Origin of the sequence: Inquilinus sp. NPDC058860, from assembly GCF_042743185.1 — a bacterium.
Taxonomy (GTDB): Bacteria; Pseudomonadota; Alphaproteobacteria; order DSM-16000; family Inquilinaceae; genus Inquilinus.
In genome coordinates, this window is sequence record NZ_JBHYMS010000034.1 from 1 (window position 1) to 15,391 (window position 15,391).

At 71.1% G+C, this 15,391-nt stretch carries 16 protein-coding genes; 8 read left to right on the plus strand and 8 right to left on the minus strand.

Annotated features, from left to right (window positions below; genetic code table 11):
- Positions 1 to 117 precede the first annotated feature (117 nt).
- Both ACFW16_RS21760 and ACFW16_RS21765 read right to left on the minus strand, forming a co-directional pair.
- Entirely contained in the window at positions 118 to 1,656 is a 1,539-nt protein-coding gene (locus ACFW16_RS21760; RefSeq protein ID WP_380308883.1) for a hypothetical protein, read from the minus strand.
- A gap of 35 nt (positions 1,657 to 1,691) precedes the next feature.
- Positions 1,692 to 3,194 (minus strand): hypothetical protein, encoded by a 1,503-nt coding sequence (locus ACFW16_RS21765; protein WP_380308884.1) that lies wholly within the window; start codon positions 3,192 to 3,194, stop codon positions 1,692 to 1,694.
- Positions 3,195 to 3,317: 123 nt separating this feature from the next.
- On the opposite strand from ACFW16_RS21765, the gene ACFW16_RS21770 reads away from it, so the two are divergent.
- From ACFW16_RS21770 to ACFW16_RS21795, 6 genes are all read left to right on the plus strand, one after another.
- Entirely contained in the window at positions 3,318 to 5,810 is a 2,493-nt protein-coding gene (locus ACFW16_RS21770; protein WP_380308886.1) for a helicase-related protein, read from the plus strand.
- Positions 5,803 to 6,168 carry an RNA-binding S4 domain-containing protein gene (locus tag ACFW16_RS21775; protein ID WP_380308889.1) on the plus strand — a complete coding sequence of 122 codons (366 nt, stop codon included), beginning with the start codon at positions 5,803 to 5,805 and terminating at the stop codon, positions 6,166 to 6,168. The genes ACFW16_RS21770 and ACFW16_RS21775 overlap by 8 nt, the downstream gene beginning before the upstream one ends.
- A 9-nt stretch (positions 6,169 to 6,177) precedes the next feature.
- The gene (locus ACFW16_RS21780) at positions 6,178 to 6,654 is read left to right on the plus strand and encodes a TerB family tellurite resistance protein (RefSeq protein ID WP_380308891.1); all 477 of its coding nucleotides are present in this window, start codon (positions 6,178 to 6,180) and stop codon (positions 6,652 to 6,654) included.
- Between the two features lie 7 nt (positions 6,655 to 6,661).
- On the plus strand, positions 6,662 to 7,003 hold the full coding sequence (gene fdxA / locus ACFW16_RS21785; protein ID WP_380308893.1) for a ferredoxin FdxA: 342 nt from the start codon (positions 6,662 to 6,664) through the stop codon (positions 7,001 to 7,003).
- A 275-nt stretch (positions 7,004 to 7,278) separates the two neighbouring features.
- On the plus strand, positions 7,279 to 7,779 hold the full coding sequence (locus tag ACFW16_RS21790; RefSeq protein ID WP_138887935.1) for a CarD family transcriptional regulator: 501 nt from the start codon (positions 7,279 to 7,281) through the stop codon (positions 7,777 to 7,779).
- Between the two features lie 172 nt (positions 7,780 to 7,951).
- Positions 7,952 to 8,755, plus strand: a complete 804-nt coding sequence (locus ACFW16_RS21795) for a hypothetical protein (protein ID WP_380308896.1) — start codon at positions 7,952 to 7,954, stop codon at positions 8,753 to 8,755.
- Here ACFW16_RS21795 and ACFW16_RS21800 read toward each other — a convergent pair whose 3' ends face one another.
- The 5 genes from ACFW16_RS21800 to ACFW16_RS21820 all read right to left on the minus strand — a co-directional run bounded on the left by ACFW16_RS21800 (position 8,756) and on the right by ACFW16_RS21820 (position 11,856).
- Positions 8,756 to 9,904, minus strand: a complete 1,149-nt coding sequence (locus tag ACFW16_RS21800) for an adenylate/guanylate cyclase domain-containing protein (protein WP_380308898.1) — start codon at positions 9,902 to 9,904, stop codon at positions 8,756 to 8,758.
- Positions 9,905 to 9,934: 30 nt separating this feature from the next.
- Entirely contained in the window at positions 9,935 to 10,549 is a 615-nt protein-coding gene (locus ACFW16_RS21805; protein ID WP_380308900.1) for a phospholipid-binding protein MlaC, read from the minus strand.
- A 133-nt stretch (positions 10,550 to 10,682) separates the two neighbouring features.
- Positions 10,683 to 11,129, minus strand: a complete 447-nt coding sequence (locus tag ACFW16_RS21810; protein WP_380308902.1) for a hypothetical protein — start codon at positions 11,127 to 11,129, stop codon at positions 10,683 to 10,685.
- A gap of 7 nt (positions 11,130 to 11,136) precedes the next feature.
- On the minus strand, positions 11,137 to 11,448 hold the full coding sequence (locus ACFW16_RS21815) for a YqjD family protein (protein WP_380308904.1): 312 nt from the start codon (positions 11,446 to 11,448) through the stop codon (positions 11,137 to 11,139).
- Positions 11,449 to 11,607: 159 nt separating this feature from the next.
- Positions 11,608 to 11,856: a hypothetical protein gene (locus ACFW16_RS21820; protein WP_380308906.1), complete on the minus strand. Its 249-nt coding sequence runs from the start codon at positions 11,854 to 11,856 to the stop codon at positions 11,608 to 11,610.
- A gap of 286 nt (positions 11,857 to 12,142) precedes the next feature.
- On the opposite strand from ACFW16_RS21820, the gene ACFW16_RS21825 reads away from it, so the two are divergent.
- The gene (locus ACFW16_RS21825; protein WP_380308908.1) at positions 12,143 to 13,822 is read left to right on the plus strand and encodes a sensor histidine kinase; all 1,680 of its coding nucleotides are present in this window, start codon (positions 12,143 to 12,145) and stop codon (positions 13,820 to 13,822) included.
- Positions 13,822 to 14,316 carry a tetratricopeptide repeat protein gene (locus tag ACFW16_RS21830; RefSeq protein WP_380308910.1) on the plus strand — a complete coding sequence of 165 codons (495 nt, stop codon included), beginning with the start codon at positions 13,822 to 13,824 and terminating at the stop codon, positions 14,314 to 14,316. The genes ACFW16_RS21825 and ACFW16_RS21830 overlap by 1 nt, the downstream gene beginning before the upstream one ends.
- Here ACFW16_RS21830 and ACFW16_RS21835 read toward each other — a convergent pair.
- Positions 14,313 to 15,350, minus strand: coding sequence for a histone deacetylase family protein (locus ACFW16_RS21835; RefSeq protein WP_380308912.1), 1,038 nt, complete (start codon positions 15,348 to 15,350; stop codon positions 14,313 to 14,315). The two genes, ACFW16_RS21830 and ACFW16_RS21835, sit on opposite strands and share 4 nt — an antisense overlap.
- Positions 15,351 to 15,391: the final 41 nt, after the last annotated feature.

A 15,391-nucleotide genomic window follows, 5' to 3' on the forward strand; every position in this document is an offset into this window, starting at 1 on the left:
ACAAGCTCAAGCACTTCCGCCGCTTCGCCACACGATACGACCGACGCGCCGCTCACTACATGGCCTTCATCCATCTCGCCGCCGTCATCCTCTGGTTGCGCTGAATGTCGATTCGTCCTAGTTCTTGGGCGCCAGCGCGGCCAGGTCGGTGCCGTTGACCAGGATCTTGCCGGCGTCGTCGACGACGATGTCGTAGTCCCGCGCCGGGCGGCCGTCATCGGTGGTGACCTGGCGGCCCATCACCTGCGCCATGGTCAGCCCGGCCGCCGCCTGGGCGCCGTCGGGCAGCCCCTGGACGAACTTGATCAGCCCGTCGAGATTGGTGATGCGGAGATCGAGATCGGCGGTCACGCCATGCGCGGCCGCATCCTTGCCCTGCACCGAGCCGCCGAGGTCGATCGCCGCTTCGGGAGCGGTGATCTTGAAGCTGGTGACGTCGAGCCGGCTGGCGGCCTTCCGGAGGATGCCGCCGATCTCCATCATGGCCTGCGCGATCTGCTGCTGCGCCTGCTCCGGCTTCTCGACCTGGATCGCCGAGGCCTCCATGACCTTCATGTAGGCGGTCCCGACCTCCGCCCAGGGAATGCCGCTGGCGTCCAGCCGGATCGTCGCGTCGGTCGGGATCCATTCGGCGAAGGGCTGCTTCGGCGCCAGCGTCAGGCCGGCCATCCCGATCTCCATCATGCCGGTCCCCTTCGGGGTGGCCGCGCCGTCATAGCCTTCGCCGAGGCGCAGCCGGTCGACCGTCACCTGGATCTCCGGCGCCTTGACCCGCAGATCGGTGATCGTCCCCGCGAACTGGCCGCCGGTGCCGTAGGCCGCCATCATGCGCTTCATCGGCTCCATCAGCTTCTGCATCAGCTCGGCCTGCGCCGCCGTGGTCTGCTTCGGATCGGCCGAGGACTGCGCGGACGGGACGATCGCCTCGATCATCTCGGCATAGACGTCGAGGACCTCGCCGGTGGTGGCCATCACCTGCCGGACATCCATGCCGTCCATGGTGGCGTCATAGACGGCGTGGCCGAGGGTGAAGCGCTCGACGCCCTTGTCGTCCACGACGCTGAGGCCGCTGGCCTCCATCTTGAAGGCGACGTCGTGCCGGGCCGGGTCGGCGGCCGGCCGGACCTGGCTGGTGCCGGACAGGGTGTCGATCGTGACCTTGACGGGTTCGCCCTCCTGGCTGATGGCGGTGGCCTCGGCCCGCCATTCGCCCTCGGTGAACAGCTTCTGGTCGAGGTCGACCACGAAATGCGCCTGCAGGGCCCGGCTGCTCAGCGTGACCCTGGGCTCGCCCTCCGGCTCGGCGACGCAGGTCAGCGGCTGGTCGCTTTCCAGCCGCCAGGTGGCGGCGCCGGTCGAGGCCGCGCGGTAGGTCTGGGCGTCGCAGCGCAGCGCCACCGACTTCGGCCCCTTCTCCCCGCCCTTCAGCGTCAGATCGATGCCCGGGAACACCACGGTGGTGCCGGAGCCGGCCGACTCGACCTTGACCGGACCGGTGAACAGCGGCTGCTGCTGCACCTGGATGCCCAGGATCGGCTTCAGCATCTCGTTCAGCCCGTCGCGCAGCGCCGCGGCATCCGGCGCCGCCTGGGCCAGGGCGCTGCCGGCGAACCAGAGCGGGGCCGTGCCCAGCAGGAGTGAGATCGCCCGTGTCATGTTCGCCTCCCCAATGCGAAATCGCGGCCGGCGCCTCAGCGCATGCCGAGCAGCGGCTTGAGATCGGTGCCGTTCAGCAGGATGTCGCCGTTCTCGCCGATCACGAGCTTGTAGGTGCGGGCCGGCTTGCCGTCGACCTCCTCCTGGGCGCCCATGGTCTGCAGCACGGTCAGCCCCTGCACCATCTCCTGCCCGTCCGGCGCGGTCTTGGCGGCCTCCAGCGCCTGCTCCAGCCCGGTCACCACCAGCCGGGCGTCGCCGGTCATCATCAGCGGCGCCTTCGGGTTCGGCCGCAGCGTGCCGGTCAGGTCGATGCTGGTCACGGGCGACGACGCCTTGAACGACCGGATCTCGAGCGCGCCGTTGCTGTTCAGAACCGCCTGCTGCAGCTGCGCGGTCGCGATCTCCGCCGCCTGGTCGGGGCCCAGCGTGGCCGAGCTGTCGAGCATGCCGGTCAGCGCCTGCAGCAGCGCCTGGTTCGGCAGGTTGGTCAGCGCCAGCTCGACGGTCGCGCTCTGCGGGACGAACTGGCCGAACTCCGGCAGCGGGTCGATGCCGAGCTGGGCGAGGTCGAGGGTGATGCGGAAGGTCGAGGCGTCCTTGGCCAGGCTGGCGATGCCGACGCCGAAGCCGCCGGAGGCGAGCGTCACCTTGTTGACGTCGCCGGTCCCGGGGGTGACCTCCAGCCCGTTCAGCCCGTAGGTGAAGCCGAAATCGTCGAACAGCTTCGGGCTCGCCCCGAACACGCGGCCGAGCTCGGCCAGGAACTCCTTCGGCATCTCCCCGCCGGGCTGGGGCGGGTAGCGCTTCTGCAGGTCGGTCAGCTTGTCGCTGAAGGCGCGCAGCGCCGCCATGTCCGCCGCCGCCGCCTTGCCGTCGACCGTGGCGCCGTCGAGGCGGAAGAGCTGGGCGCCGGTCTCGTCGAGGAAGGAGATGCCCGACAGCGCGATCGTGCCGCTGCTGTCATAGGTGTCCTGACCGACCGCCTTGCTGTCGCCGGTCAGCGCGATCTGGTCGATCTCGAGCGCGCCCTTCGCCTCGGCCGGGTTCAGCGAATGGGCGGTGATCTGCCCCAGCTTGCCGTCCAGCGACATGAAGGCGTGGTACTGCGGGGCGAAGACGCCGCGCAGCGCCTGGGTGCCGATCGTCACCTCGACGCCCTTGTCGTCGCCCTTGGCCGGAACGACCCGATAGGTCGAGGGGATGGTCGCGACCGTGTCCAGCCAGCCGTTCTCCAGCGGCGTCAGCACCAGCTCGACCGGGTCGAGGGCGAGGCGGGAGGGGTCGCCCTCGTCCGCGAACACGACCTCCGACCGCGGGATCACCGCCTTGTAGGACTTGCCCTGCGGCTCGACCGTGATCGGGCCCTGGAAGTTGAACACCACCGACTTGTCGGCCGTGGCCAGGTGGGTGGCGATCCAGTCCTTCAGGCCGAGCCGGATCCTGTCGGCGCCCTCAGCCGTCGCCTGCGCCTGGGCGGCGGCCGGCAAGAGGACCCAGGCGGCGACGCCGGCGGCGAACAGCGAAAGGGCACGCATCGTACAATTCTCCGTCGAGTCGGGGAGGCCCCCGACCAATATCGTCCGCGACCAATGGGCCGCCCGCGCAGCCGGCGGGGCGGCAGTCTTGCATTAGCGCCTTGCAGCGTTCAATTGTCGCTTATGTCCCTCGCTGGTGATCGCACCCGCCTCACGGCGGTGCTCGGCCCGACCAACACCGGAAAGACCCATCTCGCCATCGAACGCATGCTTGGCCATGCGAGCGGCATGATCGGCTTCCCGCTCCGGCTGCTCGCCCGCGAGAACTACGACCGGATCGTGGCGATCAAGGGACGGGCGCATGTCGCTTTGGTGACGGGCGAGGAGAAGATCGTCCCGCCCGGCGCCCGCTGGTTCCTGTGCACGGTCGAGAGCATGCCGCTCGACCGCCCGGTCGCCTTCCTCGGCATCGACGAGATCCAGCTCTGCGCCGACCCGGAGCGCGGCCACGTCTTCACCGACCGGCTGCTGCACGCCCGCGGCGGCGCCGAGACCATGGTGATGGGGTCGGAGACGATCCGCCCGCTGATCCGCAAGCTGGTGCCGGAGGCGGAGTTCGTGTCCCGCCCGCGCTTCTCGGAGCTGACCCACACCGGCAAGCGCAAGCTGACGCGGCTGCCGCCGCGCAGCGCCATCGTCGTGTTCTCGGCCAACGACGTCTACGAGATCGCCGAGCTGATGCGCCGCACGCGCGGCGGCACCGCGGTGGTGCTGGGCGCCTTGAGCCCGCGCACCCGCAACGCCCAGGTCGGCCTCTACCAGTCGGGCGAGGTCGATTACCTGGTGGCGACCGACGCCATCGGCATGGGGCTGAACCTGGACATCGACCATGTCGCCTTCGCCCGGCTGACCAAGTTCGACGGCCGCTTCCCGCGCCGGCTGCGCGCCACCGAGATCGCCCAGATCGCCGGCCGCGCCGGGCGGCACATGGCCAACGGCACCTTCGGCACCACCGACGAGGCCGGGACCATGGACGACGAGCTGGTGGACCGGGTCGAGACCCACCGATTCGACCCGCTGCAGACGGTGATGTGGCGCAACGCCGATCTCGACTTCCGCAGCCCGCTGGGCCTGCTGCGCAGCCTGGAGCGGCGGCCGACGCGGCCGGAGCTGCGGCGCATGGCCGAGGCCGACGACCAGCTGTCGCTCGGCCTCCTGATGCGCGATGCGGAGCTGACCGGCCGCGCCCGCAACCCGGCGGCGGTGCGCCTGCTGTGGGAGGTCTGCCAGATCCCGGACTTCCGAAAGGTGCTGTCCGACGCCCATATCCGCATGCAGGGCCAGATCTTCCGCCAGCTCACCACCGGCCTGGCCGGGCGGCTGGACACCGACTGGGTGGCCGAGCAGGTGGAGAAGCTGGACCGGACCGAGGGCGACATCGACGCGCTGGTCGCCCGCATCGCCCATATCCGGACCTGGACCTACATCGCCCATCGCGGCGCCTGGATCGCCGATTCGGGCCATTGGCAGGAGCGCACCCGCGCGGTCGAGGACCGGCTGTCGGACGCGCTGCACGAGCGCCTGACGCAGCGCTTCGTCGACCGCCGCACCGCGCTGCTGGTGCGCACGATGAAGGCGGGCGGCGAGCTGCTGGCGGCGGTCAACGCCCGCGGCGAGGTGCTGGTCGAGGGCGAGCATGTCGGCAGCATCGAGGGCTTCGCCTTCTACCCAGACCCAACCATCGAGGACGATGATCTGAAGGCGATCCGCAGCGCCGCCCGGCGGGCGCTGAAGGACGAGGTCGCCGGCCGCGTCGGCAAGCTGGAGGCGGCGCCGGACGAAGACCTCGCCCTGGCCGCCGACGGGGTCATCTCCTGGCGCGGCACCGGCATCGGCCGGATCGCCGCCGGCCCGTCGCCCCTGGCCCCTGCCGCGAGGGTGCGTGACACCGACCTCCTGGACGGGGCCGGCCGCGACCGGGTGGCGGCCCGGCTGACGCGCTTCCTGGCCGACCATGTGGCGCAGGAGCTGCGCCCCCTGCTGCGGCTGCGCGAGGCGGCGCTGACCGGAGCCGCCCGCGGCATCGCCTTCCAGCTGGTCGAGGGGCTGGGATTGCAGCCGCGGCGTGTGCTGGAGGGGCTGATCCACGCCCTGACCTCGGCCGACCGCAAGCAGCTGGCCGGCTTCGGCGTCCGATTCGGGCCGAGCCATATCTATCTGGCGCCGATGCTGAAGCCGCGCCCGACCGCGCTGCGCGTGCTGCTGGGCGCCGTCGCCGCCGGGCGGCCGCTGCCGGCCGTCCTGCCTGCCCCGGCCCGGATCTCGGTGCCGGTCGAAGAGGGCCAGGACGCCGCGGCGCTGGACCTGGCCGGCTTCGTGCCCTGCGGCCCGCGGCGCGTCCGCCTCGACCGCATCGACGCGCTGCGCGACGCCGCCGAGTCGCGGCGCCGGCAGGGCGGGCTGACCGCCGACCCGGCGCTGGCGCCGATCGTCGGCTGCACCGTCGCCGAAATCCCGGCTATCCTGCAGGCGGCCGGGTATCGGCCGACCCAGGACGAAGAGGGACGCGTGACCTATGTTCCGGTGAAGGCCCGGCGGCCGCAGGCGCCGCGACAGGCCGCAGCCAGCGCCGACAGCCCTTTCGCCAAGCTGGCCCAGCTCCGCCGCAATGGCTGAGCGGGAGAGCGATCGCCCGCGGCTGGACAAGTGGCTGTGGCAGGCGCGCTTCTTCAAGACCCGCAGCCTGGCGGCCAAGGTCTGCGCCGCCGGCGGCATCCGCATCGACGGCGTGCCGACCCAGAAGGCGCATGCGGCAATCCGCCCCGGCCAGGTGCTGACCTTCGTCCAGGGCCGGCACATCCGGGTGATCGAGGTGGTGTCGCTGGCCGAGCGCCGCGGCCCGGCCAGCGAGGCGCAGACGCTGTACCGCGACCTGCAGCCGCCGACGCCGGAGGCGGCGCTGCCCTCGGCCGGCGGCCCCCGGCCGACCGGCCGCGACCGCCGGGCCCTTCCGCCGAAGGGGCACAGCGACTAGATCTTGGCGATGCTGGACCACATTCTCGACTGGGCCCGAGGCGGCGCTGCCCGGCCGATCCCCGACGACGCCACGCTGCGCCGTGCCGTCGCCGCGCTGCTGATGGAAGCCGCCCGGGTCGACGATTCGCTGGACGAGCCGGAGCGCGAGCGCATCCAGACGCTGCTGGCCTGGCGCTTCCGGCTGGGCCCGTTCGAGGCGGCGCAGCTCGGCACCGATGCCGAGCGGGCCAGCGACGGCGCCGTGTCCTGGCACGGCCTGACCCACACCATCCGCGAGCATTGCGACGAGCCGGCGCGCATCCGCATTGTTGAAATGCTGTGGGATGTCATCCTCGCGGATGGTAAAGTCGACGACCTCGAAGCCAATCTGATGCGGCGAGTCGCGGCGCTTCTATTCGTCTCCGATGCGGATAGCGGCGCTGCCCGCCGCCGCGTGCTTGCCCGCAACGGCGCCGCGGCGGCCGCCAATGGAGACCCGGAGTAAATCAAGTATGGCCTATGTGGTGGGTGAAGCTTGCATCAAGTGCAAGTACACGGATTGCGTCGAAGTCTGCCCCGTGGATTGCTTCTACGAGGGCGAGAACATGCTGGTCATCCACCCGGACGAGTGTATCGACTGCGGCGTTTGTGAACCGGAGTGCCCGGCCGAGGCGATCAAGCCCGACACCGAGGCCGAGGCTGCAGAGAAGTGGGGCGAGCTGAACCGCGAATACTCTGCAATGTGGCCGAACATCACGCGCAAGAAGGACGCCCCGGCCGACGCTGACTCCTGGAAGGAGGTCGGGAACAAATTCGCTGAGCATTTCAGCGCGAATCCGGGCGAAGGCAATTGACGATTCGCCGAGTCCGCCGGCCTGCATTGCAAAAAAAGCGTCATGTCGGGGCAGGCTCGGCCTTCATATCGGGTCCGCAACGTATTATAATCTTCGTCCATTCCCGGTGCTGACGACCACTTCCGACCCTCCGTACGCGGGCCGGAATCGATTTCTGCGTCTTTGTTTCGGTGCGGAGGTCAAGCGCGGTCAGCGGCGCGGCGAAGCGCGGGGCGGCGGCCGGTTTCGGCCTCCGCCGCTGGGTCCGACCACAGAGGGTGACTCCATTGGCAGACATGGCTCAGGAACTTGAGTACGACGTCGGCGACTACGTTGTGTACCCGGCGCATGGCGTCGGCCGCATCGAGGCGCTCGAGACGCACAGCATCAGCGGCATGACCGTGCAGCTGTATGCCATCAGCTTCGAGAAGGAGCGGATGACGCTCAAGGTTCCTGTCGGCAAGGCCAAGAAGTCCGGGCTGCGCAAGCTGTCGTCGAAAGACCGGATCAAGACCGCGCTGGAGACCCTGACCGGCCGCAGCCGCGTGCGCCGGACGATGTGGAGCCGCCGGGCCCAGGAATACGAGGCCAAGATCAACTCCGGCGATCCGGTGTCGATCGCCGAGGTGGTGCGCGACCTGCACCGCGCCACCGACCAGCCGGAGCAGTCCTACAGCGAGCGCCAGATCTACCAGGCGGCGCTGGAGCGCCTGGCGCGCGAGCTGGCCGCGGTCGAGAAGATCGACGAGGTCAAGGCGACCCAGAAGCTGGAACAGGTGCTGAAGAAGGCGGCCTGAGCGCCTTCCTTGGCCTCAAGCAGCGCGAAGCGCGGTAGGCCACTTAATACTGAAACAGGCGGCCTTCGGGCCGCCTTTTCCATGTTCGGAGTCCGGCGCCGGCCGAAGAGGCTGGCTTCACCGGGGCGAGCCGCTAAAATGCGATGCAAATGACAGATCCCTTCCTCTCCGCGTGACCCGCGACACCGAGAAATTCGCCCGGCTGGGCCGCCCGAGGCGGATCTGGGCCGTGGGCGCCGTGCATGGCGAGGTCGACCGCCTGGCCGTGCTGCACGACCATGTCGCGGCCCGGTTCCAGCCCGGCGACCGGCTGGTCTATCTCGGCAACCTGATCGGCCGGTCCGACCGGCTGCACGCGCTGGTCGACGAGGTGCTGTCGATACGGCGGGCCCTGATCGCCCGCCCGGGCGTGCTGGCCGAGGACGTCGTCTTCCTGCGCGGGGCGCAGGAGGAGATGTGGCAGAAGATGCTGCAGCTGCAATTCGCGCCGAACCCGCAGGACGTGCTGCGCTGGATGCTGGCGCAGGGCGTCGAAGGGACGCTGCGCGCCTATGGCGGCCGGCCCGAGGAGGGCATGGCGGCGGCGCGCGAAGGCGCCGTCCGGCTGACGCGCTGGACCAACGGGCTGCGCGAATCGATCCGCGCCGCACCCGGCCACAACGCGCTCTTCGCCGCGCTGCGCCGGGCCGCCTTCACCGAGGGCGACGGCATTCTGTTCGTCAGCGCCGGGATCGACCCGAGCCGGCCGCTCGCGGCCCAGGGCGACGCCTTCTGGTGGTCCCATGCCGACTTCTCCGGCCTGACCGAGCCCTATGCCGGCTTCCGGCGCCTGATCCGCGGCCACGACCCGGCGGGCAGAGGGCTTCAGCTCGAAGGGCTGGCGGTGACGCTCGATTCCGGCTGCGGCCGCGGCGGCCGCCTTGCCGCCGGGTTGTTCGAACCAGACGGCACGCTGGCCGAGATCGTCGAAGCCTGATCAGGCCGCGATCGCGAAGACCGGCTGCGGCTCCGCCAGGCCCCGGATCGGATGCGCCCCCAGCGGTTCGGCGGTGCCCGCCCAGGCCTGCCGGAACGGGTCGGAGCACACGGTCGGCCGGCCCAGCTGCTTGGCCAGGCCTTCCAGGCGGCTGGTCAGGTTGACCGCGGGACCCAGGACGGTGAAGTCCAGCCGGTCGGGGCTGCCGATATTGCCGTACAGCACCGGCCCGAGATGCAGCGCCGCCGCGAAGGCCACGGGGTCGGACCCCGCGGCCAGGCCCTCTCGGATCGCCCGCACCGCGCCGACGGCGGCGTCGCAGGCGGCCTGTGCGCTCCCGGCCTGCTCGACCGGGAAGATCGCCAGCACGCCGTCGCCGAGGAATTTCAGCACGTCGCCGCCGCGGTCGACGATGGCCTGGGCGACAGTCTCGAAATAGCGGTCCAGCACCGCCAGAACGGCGGTCGAGGTCAGGCGCTCGGACAGGGCGGTGAAGCCGCGCATGTCGACGAACAGGATCGCCGCCTCGACGGCGACGACGTCGCCGCGGCGGATCGCCCCCTCCGCCACCCGGTTGGCCGGGCCGATCCCGAGATAGGTGCGCAGCAGGCTGGCGGCGGAGCGGCGCATGGCGGTCGGTTCCATCGCCGCCGCCAGCGGATGGCGCAGCCGCTCCAGCAGTGCCGCTTCGTCGTCGTTGAAGCCACCCTCCCGGTCGGTGACGAAGCTCGCCACCTGCACCGTCTCGTTGCCGTAGATGATCGGCACGGCGACATAGTCGGTGCCGCCGGCCGCCGCCAGCTCGTGGAACACGCCGTGGTCGTCGGGACCCAACCCGGCCAGGCGGCGGCGCAGCGGCCGGCGGCTGCGGATCACCGCCTCGAACGGGCTGCCGACGAAGGTGCTGGTCGCCAGCACCTTGCGGTCGATGACGTATTCCTCGCCGCCCCTGGCCGCGGTCCACACCACGCCCCAGGCGCTCAGCAGCGGATGGGTGATGCTCTGGCCGATCCGCACCCGCTGCAGCGGCACGCCGGCGGCGATCAGGCGGCGGCAGAAGGCGTCGACCAGCGCCACCGGGTCGGCCAGCAGCCGCCCCTCGGCGACCAGCCAGTCCGCGACGTCCCTGCCGCCGTCCGCCACCGCCATGGCATCATCCCCGATCAGGGTTCCGGCGGATCAGCCGCCGGCCCGCTGGCGCATCGCCTGCAGCAGCCCGTCGATGCTGCCGCCGTTCTGGGCGATCACCGAGGCGAACTCGTCGCGTTGGGTCACGCTCATGCTGACCCGGGCAACGATCACGTCCACCACCTTGTAGCCGCCGCCGGCCTGGCGCACCCGCCAGTCGACCTGGATCGGCGGCCCGTCCTTCTGCCGGATCTCGGTCGCGACCAGGGTGTCGCTGCCGCCGACGGCGCGGGTGCCTTTCACCACCAGGGTCTCGCCCTGATAGTTCTGGAACCGCCGGGAATAGGTCTCGACGATCATCCGCTCGAACAGGTCCATGTATTCCTGCTGCTGCGGCGGGGTGGCGCTGTTCCAGTAGCGGCCCAGCACGAAGCGGCCGATGGTCGGCAGGTCGAAGCCCTGGTTCAGGATCCGGGTGAACTCGGCCTTGCCCTGCGCCGTCGAGGCGCCGCCGGCCTGGAGGATGCCGATCGCCCGCTTGGCCATGTCGTCGATGAAGGCCGCGGCCCCGTCGGCCTGGGCCGAGGCCGGTCGCGTCAGCCCCGCCAGCAGCAGCGAAGCCGTCGCCATGGCGCCTGCGGTCAGCACCGTCCGTCTGTCGATCATGTCTGGACTCTTTGTTGTTCTGGGATACCGGACCCTGCCGTCTCCCCGCCTTGGGCCGGGCCCCCAACGACGGCAGGAGGCGGGATTATAGACGAAACGCAGCGGTGGTCATGGGGCAAGCTGTCCCTGACGCTCAATCCCGCTTGCGGCCGCCCCCCAGCAGCGGCAGGGCCCCGACCGCGATGCCGATCACCAGCGCCGCCAGGGCGGCCTTCGGCGCCGCCTTGGCGGCGGACAGGCCGAGGCCGGCGGCGACGCCTTCCAGCCCGGCTCCGGCGGTCGAGGCGGGGGCGGGCCGGCGGCGCGGGCGGCGGCCGGCGAAAACGCCGATCAGGGCGACGACGGCGGCGAGGCCGAGCACGACCAGCCCGACCACCAGCGCGGCGCCGGCGGGGCCGAGCCTCGGCAGCAGCAGGTAGAAGCCCGACCAGGCCAGCAGGATCAGCGCGATCACCGCCAGGACGAGCGCGACCACGAACAGCGCGGCCGCGATGCAGGCCCGGCGCAGCGCCTGGCCGAGCCGGAGGCGCTGCCGGGCGGCGAGGGCGCCCAGCAGGGCGGCGCCGAGATCCGTCTTCACGCCGGCCTCAGCGGTCCAGCAGCTTGCCGATGACGAGACCGACGCCGAAGGCGACGAGGACGCTGGTGATGGGGTTCTGCTCGATCCGGTGCTCCAGCGCGGCGATCCCCTCCTCGCCCTGGGCGCGGGCGCTGTCGGCGAGGCGCTGGGCGCGTTCCTTGGCGGCGTGGGCCGCCTCGTTCAGCCGGGCGCCGCCGGCCTTGACCTCGGCGGCGGCGGTGTCGCCCAGGGTGCGGGTCAGCGCCGCGATATCCTCACGGATCTTGCCGAGATCGGTGCGCAGCGTGTCGAGTTCCTGATCCAGGTTCCGCGTGGCCATGTCTGTTCCTCGCTTCGTTGGTTGCGCCGGCCGATGATGGCGCGGATGAGGGGCGCCAGAAAAGCAGACGGGGACAGAGGCGACTCTGTCCCCGATCGATATAACCTCAAACGAGGCGCCGGGAACTGCGGCGCCTCGTATCCTCCGTCAACCCGGAAATCAGCAGCGGCCGCCGAGATTGATGTCACGGCAGCTCGTCGCCGCGCCGCCGACCGCGCCCACGGCGCCGCCGATCAGCGCGCCCGTGGCGGCGTTGCCGCCGGTCAGGGCCGAGATGCCGGCGCCGGCGCCCGCGCCGAGCAGGCCGCCGGAGAGTGCCCGGCCGCCCGTATCACGACCGCACGCCGCAAGCGCCAGCGCGGCCGCGAGCACGATCATGGTGGGTTTCAACATCGTCTTCGTCTCCATGCTCAAGCGCCGGTTGCAGCCGGGCACTTCACGTCGGAAAAAACGGGCCGTGCGACAGTTTGTTCCCATGCCCGGTGGTGACCAATTTGCGGTCCGGTAATGGCTTTTCCAAGGCTGCTGTCGTAAAACGCGGCCGCAGGCTGTCGTATCGTCTCGGCGCCGCAGTTGGAATCGCGCGGGGCTCGTTCCAGGATGGGCCCAGGACAGGGCCGATGACGTCGGGGCAGGATATGAAGTCTAGGATTCCGGCCGACGCCGCTTCCCACCGCCGCCGGCCGCCGTCGCGATGAACCTGCTGTCGCGCCTGTTCCTGCTGGTCGCCCTCGCCGTCGTGCCCGGCATCGCGCTGCAGGGCTACAACGAGTACGCGCTGCGCATCGCCCGCACCAACGAGATCCAGGACGACGCGATCCGCCTGGCCAACGTCGCCGCCGGGGCGCAGTTCCGCATCGTCGACGGGGTGCGCCAGCTGCTCGCGGCCATGGCCCGGGTGCCGGCGATCCGCGAGGGCCAGGGCGGCCGCTGCACCGAGGTGGTGGACGATCTGCGGTCGGAGGTGCCGAGCCTGAACGCCATCGCCGTGGTCGACGCCGACGGCAACCTGCTGTGCGGCGCCAACCACACCGCGGCGATCTCGGTCTCGGTCGGCCATCAGGGCTTCTTCCAGCGTGCGCGGGAGATCCGCGGCTTCGCCGTCGGCGGCTTCGCCACCACCGATGCGGTCGGGGAGAAGGTGCTGCACGTCGCCTATCCGATCTTCGACGGCGACAGCTTCCAGGGCGCCGTGGTGGCGGCGCTCAGCGTCGACGCCATGGCCGCGGCGATCAACATCGACACCGAATCGCGCAACGCGGTGATCATGATCACCGACCGCGCCGGGGTGGTGATGTCGCGCCTGCCCGGGCCGGACGGAACCTGGGTGGGCAAGCAGCTGCCGAACAAGTTCCTCGACCTCCTGGCGTCGCCGCAGGCCGGGTCGGTCAGCAGCGGCGCGATCGACGACACCAGGCGCATCTACGGCTACGTGCCGATGCGGTCGGAGGAGCTGGACCTGTTCGTTCTGGTCGGCATCGACCAGGTGGCGGCCTTCGCCACCATCAACGCCGCGACCCAGCGCGGCATCGCCCTGATCGTCGCCGGCCTGCTGGTCTCGCTCGCCGCTGCCGGCATCGGCGGCCGGCTGTTCCTGCTGCGGCCGATCGACCGGCTGCTGGCCGCCACCCGCGACTGGCAGCGCGGCCGCCTCGATGCCCGCGTCCGGCTGCGCCACGGCCGCGACGAATTCGGCCGCCTGGCCACCGCCTTCGACGCCATGGCCGACAAGATCGAGGAGAACCTCAAGCAGAAGGACCTGCTGCTGCGCGAGATCAACCACCGGGTGATGAACAGCTTCCAGCTCCTGTCCAGCCTGTTCGGGCTGCAGGCGCGCCGGGCGCAGGATCCGGAGGCGAAGCACGCCCTGGCCGAGGCGAACGACCGGATCCAGGCCCTGGCCATCGTCCACCGCCGGCTCTACGCCAATGTCTCGGTCGACCGGGTCGAGGTGAAGGACTACCTGACCGGGCTGTGCGAGGACCTGTCGCGGGCGCTCCTGCCCGAGAACGGCGGCATCTCGATCATGGTCGAGGCGGCGCCGGCCGAGCTGCCGCCGTCGCGGATCGTGCCGATCGGGCTGATCGTCAACGAGCTGGTCACCAATGCGGTGAAATACGCCTTTCCCGACCGTCGCGAGGGGCGGGTGGAGATCCGGTTCCAGCCGCGGGCGGAAGACGGCTGGCGGCTCGAGGTGGCCGACAACGGCGTCGGCCTGCCGGAGGGCAAGATGCCGGCGAATGGCAGCGGCCTCGGCATGATGGTGCTGCAGGCCCAGGTGCGCCAGCTCGACGCCGCCATCGACATCGACAGCGGGGCCGCCGGCACCCGCTTCGTCATCGACATTCCGACCCAGCGCGACCCGGAGGTGTGATGAGCGGCGAATCCGGCTGGGGGCAGCGGATGGCGGATCTCTGGGCCGCCTTCGACTCCCTCGATCCGGCCGACTTCCTGGCCCGGGTCGAGGCCTTGGCCGCCGAACGCCCGCCGGGCGATGCGGCCGCGCTGTTCGAACGCGCCTCGGCACATGATTCCTCCGGCCATGAGGCGCGGGCGGAGGCGCTGTACCGGCAGGCCCTGGCGGCCGGCCTGACCGGCCTGCGCCGCCGCCGCGCCGTGATCCAGCTGGCCAGCACGCTGCGCAACCTGGGCCGGGCGGAGGAAAGCGTGGCGCTGCTGGCCGCCGAGCGCGGCGCCGGCTCCGACGAGCTCGACGACGCGGTCGCCGCCTTCCTGGCCCTGGCGCTGGCCGACACCGGGCGGGAGCGGGAGGCGGCGGCGCTGGCCCTCGCCGCCCTGGCCCCCCACCTGCCGCGCTACAACCGGTCCCTGGCGAACTACGCCCGGGCCCTGGCCGAGCGGCCTTAGCGAGTCGCTCCCTCCAGCGCCTGCAGCAGGTTGGCGACGTTGACGCCCAGCGCATCGACGGCGTAGCCGCCCTCCATCACCGTCAGGGTCGGCACGCCGAGGCTGCGGCCCAGGATCTCGCCCATCCGGCTGAAATCGTCGCTGTTCAGCTTGAAGCGCGAGATCGGGTCCTCCTGGAAGGTGTCGGCGCCGAAGGACAGCACCACCGCGTCCGGCCCGTAGTCGCGGATCCGCGCCAGGGCGGCGTCCAGCGCCTCGCGGTAGCGGTCCCAGGTGGTGCCGAAGGGCATCGGCAGGTTCAGGGTGTAGCCCTCGCCCGCGCCCTCGCCGCGCTCCTCGGCATAACCGAGATAGTACGGGTACTCGACATTCGGATCGGCGTGCAGCGACACGAACAGCACGTCGTCGCGGCCGTAGAAGATCTCCTGCGTGCCGTTGCCGTGGTGATAGTCGATGTCCAGCACCGCGACCCGGGCGGCGCCGTTGTCGCGGAACCACTGCGCCGCCACCGCGGCGTTGTTGAAGAAGCAGTAGCCGCAATAGACGTCGGTCGAGGCGTGGTGACCGGGCGGCCGGCACAGCGAGAACACGGGCCTGCCGTCGGCCGCCACCAGCTTCGCCCCGGTCAGCGCGACGTCGACCGAGCTCAGCGCCGCGCGCCAGGTGCCGGCGGTGATCGGGGTGCCGCAGTCGCTGGCGTAGTAGCCGAGCCTGCCGTCGATCGAGGAGGGGACGATCTGGCGCATGTTGCGCACCGCCCAGTTGGTCGGCAGCGCGTCGATCTCGCCGTGCTCGGCCGTCCACTCGTCCCAGGCGGTCTCCAGGAAGCGGATGAAGCCGCGGTCGTGCACCCGGGCGATCGGGTCGGTGCCGAAGCGCTCCGGCGCCCGCACCTCGCCCAGGCCGACGGCCTTGATCCGCGCCAGGATGGTCTCGGCCCGCTCCGGCTTCTCCACCACCGGGATGAAATGGCCGCCGGTCAGCTCCACCTTGCCGTGCTGCAGCCGATGGTCCTCGGAATAGATCGTCAGCATCGCGTCCCCGCTTGGTCCCTGTCGCCGGCGACAGTAGCGGA

Excerpts from the sequence above, each read along its gene's own strand:
- ACFW16_RS21760 (WP_380308883.1), bottom strand. The coding sequence starts at position 1,656 with ATGACACGGGCGATCTCACTCCTGCTGGGCACGGCCCCGCTCTGGTTC.
- ACFW16_RS21765 (WP_380308884.1), bottom strand. The coding sequence starts at position 3,194 with ATGCGTGCCCTTTCGCTGTTCGCCGCCGGCGTCGCCGCCTGGGTCCTC.
- ACFW16_RS21770 (WP_380308886.1), top strand. The coding sequence starts at position 3,318 with ATGTCCCTCGCTGGTGATCGCACCCGCCTCACGGCGGTGCTCGGCCCG.
- ACFW16_RS21775 (WP_380308889.1), top strand. The coding sequence starts at position 5,803 with ATGGCTGAGCGGGAGAGCGATCGCCCGCGGCTGGACAAGTGGCTGTGG.
- ACFW16_RS21780 (WP_380308891.1), top strand. The coding sequence starts at position 6,178 with ATGCTGGACCACATTCTCGACTGGGCCCGAGGCGGCGCTGCCCGGCCG.
- fdxA (WP_380308893.1), top strand. The coding sequence starts at position 6,662 with ATGGCCTATGTGGTGGGTGAAGCTTGCATCAAGTGCAAGTACACGGAT.
- ACFW16_RS21790 (WP_138887935.1), top strand. The coding sequence starts at position 7,279 with ATGGCTCAGGAACTTGAGTACGACGTCGGCGACTACGTTGTGTACCCG.
- ACFW16_RS21800 (WP_380308898.1), bottom strand. The coding sequence starts at position 9,904 with ATGGCGGTGGCGGACGGCGGCAGGGACGTCGCGGACTGGCTGGTCGCC.
- ACFW16_RS21805 (WP_380308900.1), bottom strand. The coding sequence starts at position 10,549 with ATGATCGACAGACGGACGGTGCTGACCGCAGGCGCCATGGCGACGGCT.
- ACFW16_RS21815 (WP_380308904.1), bottom strand. The coding sequence starts at position 11,448 with ATGGCCACGCGGAACCTGGATCAGGAACTCGACACGCTGCGCACCGAT.
- ACFW16_RS21820 (WP_380308906.1), bottom strand. The coding sequence starts at position 11,856 with ATGGAGACGAAGACGATGTTGAAACCCACCATGATCGTGCTCGCGGCC.
- ACFW16_RS21825 (WP_380308908.1), top strand. The coding sequence starts at position 12,143 with ATGAACCTGCTGTCGCGCCTGTTCCTGCTGGTCGCCCTCGCCGTCGTG.
- ACFW16_RS21830 (WP_380308910.1), top strand. The coding sequence starts at position 13,822 with ATGAGCGGCGAATCCGGCTGGGGGCAGCGGATGGCGGATCTCTGGGCC.
- ACFW16_RS21835 (WP_380308912.1), bottom strand. The coding sequence starts at position 15,350 with ATGCTGACGATCTATTCCGAGGACCATCGGCTGCAGCACGGCAAGGTG.